This is a genomic window from Photorhabdus sp. RM322S, from assembly GCF_042879395.1.
GTDB classification, from domain to species: Bacteria; Pseudomonadota; Gammaproteobacteria; order Enterobacterales; family Enterobacteriaceae; genus Photorhabdus; species Photorhabdus khanii.
On the sequence record NZ_JBHFKW010000026.1, the window covers coordinates 64263 to 71751 of the forward strand.

6 protein-coding genes are annotated in these 7489 nt (G+C 44.9%); 1 reads left to right on the forward strand and 5 read right to left on the reverse strand.

From position 1 onward, the window contains the following. Nucleotides 1–20: 20 nt before the first annotated feature. Genes sdhA through sdhC form a run of 3 tightly spaced genes read right to left on the reverse strand, consistent with a single transcriptional unit; the run spans nucleotide 21 to nucleotide 2518 of the window. Nucleotides 21–1787: a succinate dehydrogenase flavoprotein subunit gene (sdhA, locus tag ACGF63_RS15795; protein ID WP_036850639.1), complete on the reverse strand. Its 1767-nt coding sequence runs from the start codon at nucleotides 1785–1787 to the stop codon at nucleotides 21–23. Then, nucleotides 1788–2135 (reverse strand): succinate dehydrogenase membrane anchor subunit, encoded by a 348-nt coding sequence (gene sdhD / locus ACGF63_RS15800; RefSeq protein WP_387631921.1) that lies wholly within the window; start codon nucleotides 2133–2135, stop codon nucleotides 1788–1790. Further along, entirely contained in the window at nucleotides 2129–2518 is a 390-nt protein-coding gene (sdhC, locus tag ACGF63_RS15805) for a succinate dehydrogenase cytochrome b556 subunit (protein ID WP_036780848.1), read from the reverse strand. Before sdhC ends, sdhD begins: the two co-directional genes overlap by 7 nt. Before the next feature lie 876 nt (nucleotides 2519–3394). On the opposite strand from sdhC, the gene ACGF63_RS15810 reads away from it, so the two are divergent. After that, nucleotides 3395–4681, forward strand: coding sequence for a citrate synthase (locus ACGF63_RS15810; protein WP_036850635.1), 1287 nt, complete (start codon nucleotides 3395–3397; stop codon nucleotides 4679–4681). A gap of 865 nt (nucleotides 4682–5546) precedes the next feature. Here the strand turns inward: ACGF63_RS15810 and ACGF63_RS15815 are convergent. Next, nucleotides 5547–5768 (reverse strand): Imm31 family immunity protein, encoded by a 222-nt coding sequence (locus tag ACGF63_RS15815; RefSeq protein WP_132355563.1) that lies wholly within the window; start codon nucleotides 5766–5768, stop codon nucleotides 5547–5549. Next, a partial coding sequence (locus ACGF63_RS15820) for a DUF637 domain-containing protein (protein WP_387631925.1) occupies nucleotides 5765–7489 on the reverse strand: 1725 nt, incomplete at its 5' end. The genes ACGF63_RS15815 and ACGF63_RS15820, both read right to left, overlap by 4 nt.

Below are 7489 nucleotides of genomic sequence, written 5' to 3' on the forward strand. Positions count from 1 at the left end.
ACTGGATCATCAGCAACTCATTAGTAAGTACGCGCTTTCGGCGGGAATGCTTCACGCAGTTTTGGCTGCATGTTGACATCACGACGCGTCATGGTCTCAGTTTGCGGCAGATAGAGGGTATGGCATAACCAGTTCGCATCATCACGATCAGGATAGTCGAAACGGCTATGAGCACCACGGCTCTCAGTACGGAAGTTAGCGGAAACAGCCGTAGAAAACGCCGTTTCCATCAGGTTATCAAGTTCCAGACACTCAATTCTCTGGGTATTGAACTCTGAGGAAGTATCATCCAAACGCGCACTTTTCAGCCGTTCACGGATAACTTTCAGCTCTTCCAAGCCCTTCGCCATTGCATCACCCTCACGGAATACCGAGAAGTTATTCTGCATACACGCCTGCAAATCTTTACGAATTCCCACCGGATCTTCGCCAGTACGGGTGCTGTTCCAACGGTTCAGACGTTGCAGTGATTGCTCAATATCAGATTCACTGGCTTCGCGGCTGGTGCCCTGCTCCATCAGTGACTCTTTCAGATGTAAACCGGCAGAGCGGCCAAACACCACCAAATCCAGCAGAGAATTCCCCCCCAGACGGTTTGCACCGTGAACCGATACGCAGGCAATTTCACCAACAGCGAACAGGCCCGGAATAACCACATCTTCGCCTTTCTCGTTAACAGCCAGTGCCTGACCGGTCACTTTCGTTGGGATACCGCCCATCATATAGTGGCAGGTTGGAATAACCGGAATCGGCTCTTTTACCGGATCAACGTGAGCAAAAGTACGGGACAGCTCAAGAATGCCCGGCAGACGAGATTCCAGCACCTCTTTGCCCAAATGATCCAATTTCAGTTTAGCATGAGGCCCCCAGGGACCATCACAACCACGGCCTTCGCGAATTTCGATCATGATGGAACGGGCCACCACATCACGACCAGCCAGATCTTTAGCATTTGGCGCGTAACGCTCCATAAAGCGCTCGCCATCTTTATTCAACAAATAACCGCCTTCACCACGGCAACCTTCGGTTACCAGAACCCCAGCTCCCGCGATACCGGTCGGATGGAATTGCCACATTTCCATATCCTGCACAGGTACGCCGGCACGCAGCGCCATACCAACGCCGTCACCGGTATTAATGTGAGCGTTGGTTGTCGATTGATAAATACGACCTGCACCACCGGTTGCCAGAATTGTCGCCTTCGCTTTGAAATAAACAACTTCACCGCTTTCAATCGAGATAGCCGTACAACCCACAATGCTGCCATCCTGGTTTTTAACCAGATCCAACGAATACCATTCAGAAAAAATAGTGGTATGATTTTTTAAATTCTGCTGATACAGGGTGTGCAACAATGCATGACCGGTACGGTCTGCCGCTGCGGCTGTACGTGCGGCCTGTTCACCACCAAAGTTTTTTGACTGACCACCGAATGGACGCTGATAAACCCGGCCATCATCCAAACGGGAGAATGGCAATCCCATGTGTTCCAGTTCCAGAATGGCTTCCGGGCCAGTCTTACACATGTACTCAATCGCATCCTGGTCACCGATATAGTCGGAACCTTTTACCGTGTCATACATGTGCCACTCCCAGTTATCTTCATGGGAATTGCCCAGCGCAACGGTGATGCCCCCCTGCGCGGATACAGTATGAGAACGAGTTGGGAATACTTTGGAAATCAAAGCACAGGATAATCCCATTTGTGAAATTTGCAGCGCGGCGCGCATACCCGCACCACCCGCGCCAATAACGACCGCGTCAAACTCTCTTACTGGCAGTTTCATCTATACACCCCACACCACAATTGTTCCGTAAATCAAGTAAGCCATCAGTGCGACGATAATCGCCAATTGCAGCACCAAACGCAGCGCCAGCGGCTTTACATAGTCAGTCAGTACTTGCCACATACCAATCCAGGCGTGAGCCAGGATGGAAAACAGTGCCAGCACGGTGAAGACTTTAGTGATGGATGAGGAGAAGAAACCACTCCAGACTTCATAAGTGATATCCGACGTTGTTGCGACGAAGACCAACATATAGAGAACATATAAAACAATAATGATTGCGGACGCGCGCAATAATAACCAATCATGGATACCCGTGCGACCTAATGCAGAAGCGTTACTTACCATACCAGTACTCCAGCCAGAATCGACAGAATCACAGCAATCCCGATTGCCACTTTGGCAGAGAGACTACCGACCGCTAAGTTTTCTTCCAAGTAGCCGAAATCCATCAGCATATGACGGATACCACCACAGATATGGTAAGCCAGTGCGGTCAGAATGCCCCACACGATAAACTTGGCGAAAAATCCCGTCATAATATCGGCGGCTTGCTGAAACCCTTCTTGCGAGGAGAGAGACATCCCTAACAACCAGAGGAGAATTCCTACTGCTATGAAAGTAATGACGCCAGAGACACGGTGCAAGATCGAGGCTATTGCAGAGACTGGAAAGTGTATCGTCTGCAAATCAAGGTTGACAGGTCTTTGTTTTTTCACAATTTTGCCCACACAGCTCTTTTATTATTTTCCTTCCTCCGGACCTGGGCGGAAATCAGACAGCGATAAGAGGATACAAAGACACAACATTTAATCAAGATGAAAGATCCTTCATGTTAAAAAATGTCGTGGTTTAGTTACGCTGGGTGCTCCTACAGCAGGGTAATCCGGAGACCTAGCGGCAGTATATGTGCTTCACATTATTATTACAATTCCAACACAATATGATTAGCTACATTTCCACTGAACAGTGATTAAGATCACGATTCAAACATATTGCACAAAATTAATTATCTTGTTTGACAAACTTTAAACATTTATCTTACATATATGGTTGAAAATACTTTTGAGATTGATTTCCGATAAGAGGAAAGACTTCACTAAAAGCTAAAGTTATGTAACTGTGTAGTCCACACAAATCATAATTTTTTTTGTAGTCATGCATAAAACATAACACTCAAAAACTCGCTAACAATCTGAAAACCATTGTCGTCCGGGGTGAGATTTCAGCCTTAAATGTGATATTGGCCTGATTTCAAATTTTCTCCGGTGGTACAGTGCCAGGGAGCACAGTATAAGAACCTATTCCGTTGGCATCATTGGCGTAGGCCATTCTTACCAATAAATTGAGGGCACAGATCGCGGGCAGAAACCGGAATATGCACGCAGTCTGTAAAAAGCGATTCACTCATAAATCGCTCACCGGCGCGGGCCATCCCAAAGTGCATTCAAAAGTTATCGCTTTTGTCAGAGCACTCTCCAGGTCCGTTTTTGACCACCAAGAATGGTCAATAAAATAGCCTCATGCCTGATGAAATAGGTTCTATACTGTATCTTTCTGCCGTGGTTGTTAAGAGTTATAAAAATGAAAGCGCTAAGGAGACTGTAATGGCAGATAACAAAGCAACTCTAACCCCCCCAAATGGTACAGTTGCTATTGAATTGGACGTGCTAACACCGACCCTTGGGTCTCAAGTCATCGACGTTCGTACTCTTGGCTCCAAAGGTTTTTATACCTACGACCCTGGTTTTACTTCCACAGCATCTTGCGAATCCAAGATCACCTACATTGATGGTAATGAAGGCGTATTACTTCACCGTGGTTTCCCTATCGACCAGTTGGCGATAAAATCCACTTATCTGGAAGTTTGCTACATCCTGCTTTATGGCGAAACACCCACACAAGAACAGTTTGAGAAATTCAAAAAAACCATTACCCGCCATACCATGATCCATGAACAGATCCATCGTCTGTTCAACGGCTTCCGCCGTGATTCTCATCCAATGGCAGTACTGTGTGGCGTCACCGGTGCTCTGGCGGCTTTCTATCACGATGCCCTTGATGTGAACAACCCGCGTCATCGTGACATTACCGCGTACCGTCTGCTGTCCAAAATGCCGACAGTGGCGGCAATGTGCTACAAATATTCTATTGGTCAACCATTCGTTTATCCACGCAATGATCTCTCCTATGCCGGCAACTTCCTGCATATGATGTTCTCCACACCATGCGAAGAATATAAAGTGAACCCAGTGCTGGAACGTGCCATGGATCGCATCCTGATCCTGCATGCCGACCACGAACAGAACGCCTCTACCTCAACAGTACGTACCGCAGGTTCTTCCGGCGCTAACCCATTTGCCTGTATCGCCGCAGGTATCGCTTCCCTTTGGGGGCCCGCACATGGCGGCGCAAACGAAGCTTGTCTGCGTATGCTGGAAGAAATTCAGTCAGTTGAACATATTCCTGAATTTATTGAACGTGCTAAAGACAAAAACGACGCTTTCCGTCTGATGGGATTTGGTCATCGTGTTTACAAAAACTATGATCCCCGCGCAACAGTCATGCGTGAAACCTGCCATGAAGTGCTGGATGAACTTGGCCTGAATGACAGCTTGCTGGAAGTTGCGATGGAGCTTGAACGTATTGCTCTGCACGACCCATATTTTATTGAGAAGAAACTGTATCCGAACGTGGATTTCTACTCAGGTATCATCTTGAAAGCCATGGGTATTCCATCCACCATGTTCACTGTTATTTTTGCCATTGCCCGTACCATCGGCTGGATAGCTCACTGGAACGAAATGCATGATGACGGTGTGAAAATCGCCCGCCCCCGTCAACTCTACACCGGCTACACTCAACGTGATTTCCAAAGCCAGTTGAAAAAATAATAACAAAATCCGATTACGATTAAGGGCAAAGCTCTAACTTGATAGTTAGAGCTTTGGGCTAGACACTCACTGAGTACCGACGAGATCCAGATCGCAGCCTGCTGAAATCCGCATTATCTGTAATATCTTTATATTGCTTTGATATTTACCTGCTTCAGTTTTCAAACGTGATTTGATTGTTTAGTGGTGTGTTTAAATAGAAAGTTTTTAACTTTTTAAAAAGAGATTTATTTTAGCATAATAAATGGCATGTAATTTAGTCAATATCATTTTGAAAATGATTAGGGTTATCAGAATAAAATCGTTTATTTGTTAAAATAGACTCGCCATCTGATTTTAGATTTTCACTTAACCTCATTCACCTGTATCTATTTAAATTATGCTTAAATAAATCGGTTAATTCATTTAATAACGTTTTATTACATCAACAATATTGAAAAATCTGGCTAATTCATTTGCCAGAAAGGTTATAATGATTAAAGAGGTATTTAAGCGTTAAATCACATTAATGGTATAAAAAAAGGAATGATTTAAATTAAACCATAGAAAAACAATGCTATTGGACGGGGTGAAATAGTATAAAAAAGTTTAAATAAGTGTATTTGATGTATCACGATATTGAATAGTAAATACCAGGTAGATTCACAATAAGGAGACTGTAATTTAAATTGTGTAATTGCCTCTTTTTTATAAAATAATTAAATGGATTCATATGAAGACTATCAAGATTGAGAGTAAATGATAAAGAGTTCCCTATCTTGTGATAGTGAATTTTTGTTAGGAAAATAGGCACTATAATAGCGGTCACTCAATAGCAATTGAGTGACCGGTTAGTCTTTAATACATCAGGCTATTACACTTAATTTTAGTAAAAATCTTCGCGTTTAAATGTCTTTCCTGTTGGTTCAATTTCGTTTTCCCATAATGAGACTGTTATACTTTTGCTTGGTATATAAACAGCATATGATTTCCCTAACCCTTCGTCTTCACCAATACCAAAAATAACACCTTTTTGATGGCTATATTCTATTACACGATCAATATCTTGAATAATAACCTCTTGATAGAAAGTGAATTTATCTTTCATTTATGTGTAATTCTCCCGTCAAGCGAAACATTTAGATGTTTACCATCTCTACTCGCCCAGCCCAATTGAATCTTTCCTTGTGGTGAAAGTTGGACATCCCATTCAAAAGGTTGTCCTTGAGTTCTGGAAGGTCCTTTTGTCCATTCATTACCAAACTTATCAATATACCCATTATTAGGGCCTTTTTGTAAAGCCTGATTTGGTGTGTATTTAGGCGATGGAACAAATCTAATTTTACCTTCTGTTGGTAATTGGACATATTTTAGTCGTCCCTTAATAGACCACAGTTGCCCTGCACCAATTGAGCCATAAGGATTAAATGTTGGTTCTTTTACATATTCAAGTGGGGTTTTTGCCGCTACTTTAGCAAACTTATCGACAGCATTGGTAGTAACCCATGTTGAACCTTTGACAAGCCCTAAACCGCCAGCAGCTGTGCTAACAATACCTGTTACGATTTTTCCCATTTCCAAGCCGGCATTGTATGCACCTTCACTGCCTGCTTTCTCGTATTCAACTTTGATGACATCCAGTTGCTTAAGATAGTTCTCCTTCGTTTCTTGCCAGATAAAGCCCGGCATATCTTCCTGCATTAAAAGCATTTTAAGTGCATCTATTGTCTCTGACGGATTAGAAACTGCCCCGACAATCGCCATGACACTATCGTAAAGTTCTACTGGAACACCGGATACAAAGCCAGCGGCAAGATGGAGGTCTTGTTGAGAGCCGATGATCCCCCATTTACTAAGAATTTGAGCTTTCTTAAGATAATTGGTTTCTGTAGCAAGCTCTTTTTCCATCAATTCTTGTTGATGATGTGCAAGATAATTATACCGGAAAGTATTTTCAGCACTGTTTGCTCCGCTGTAAGCACCGTCTGCTTTACCGGTAAATACGGCCCCGGCAAAGCCACCTAAAGCACGGGCAATTTGTGCTTGTTGTTCTGATGTTTTTTGCCATTTTTCAGCCTTGATGAGATTATCCCCCATCATCACACCAGCCAGTTCCGCCGCTAAAGCCCCCGCCATTGCACCTTTGACATTTCCCCGACCAATTTCAGCACTGATCCCTGCTACAACTACGTGGCTCAACGTTTTACCCGGCACTCCCAGTACTTCGCCATTATCACCAATCAATCTGGCCCCTTCCGCATTAATCTGGCTGCCAATATTAGACAGCAAAGCTGCGGTGAAATTGTCTTTAAAGCTGCCGCCATTAATCGTTGTCCCCAAGGTGGAACTGATGATGGACTGGCCCGCGACCCGTTGAGCCACTTTGCTCCAGTCGCCGTTGCTCAGGGAAGGTAATTTTGCCTTTGATGGATCTAGTTTTGCGCCATTTGCTGCGTTATCCCATCCCATCACGTTATCAAAGCCCGCCAGTGCGCCGCTAATGACCATTGAAGTCAGAGTGGATTTAACAGTGTTACTGCTTCCCATCGCCTTTAAGGTTTTGGACAAGTCACCCTGATTATCCACCAGAGCAACCGCCGCCTGAGAGGCCAGAGCCGCCATGCCGGAAGCCGTCGCGCCGTAAGCCATTGAACCCACGGTAGCGGCGGTACTGGCGGTAGCCCCCGCTGCCGTCGCCGCTGAACCTGCCGTGCTTGCGGCTGATCCGGCCACCGAAGCCGTTATGCCTGCGCCTGCCGTCACGGTGGCGACAGCAATCGCTATCACCGCCGAAACCACCGGATTCAGGTGCTGGCTTTTATAATCCCA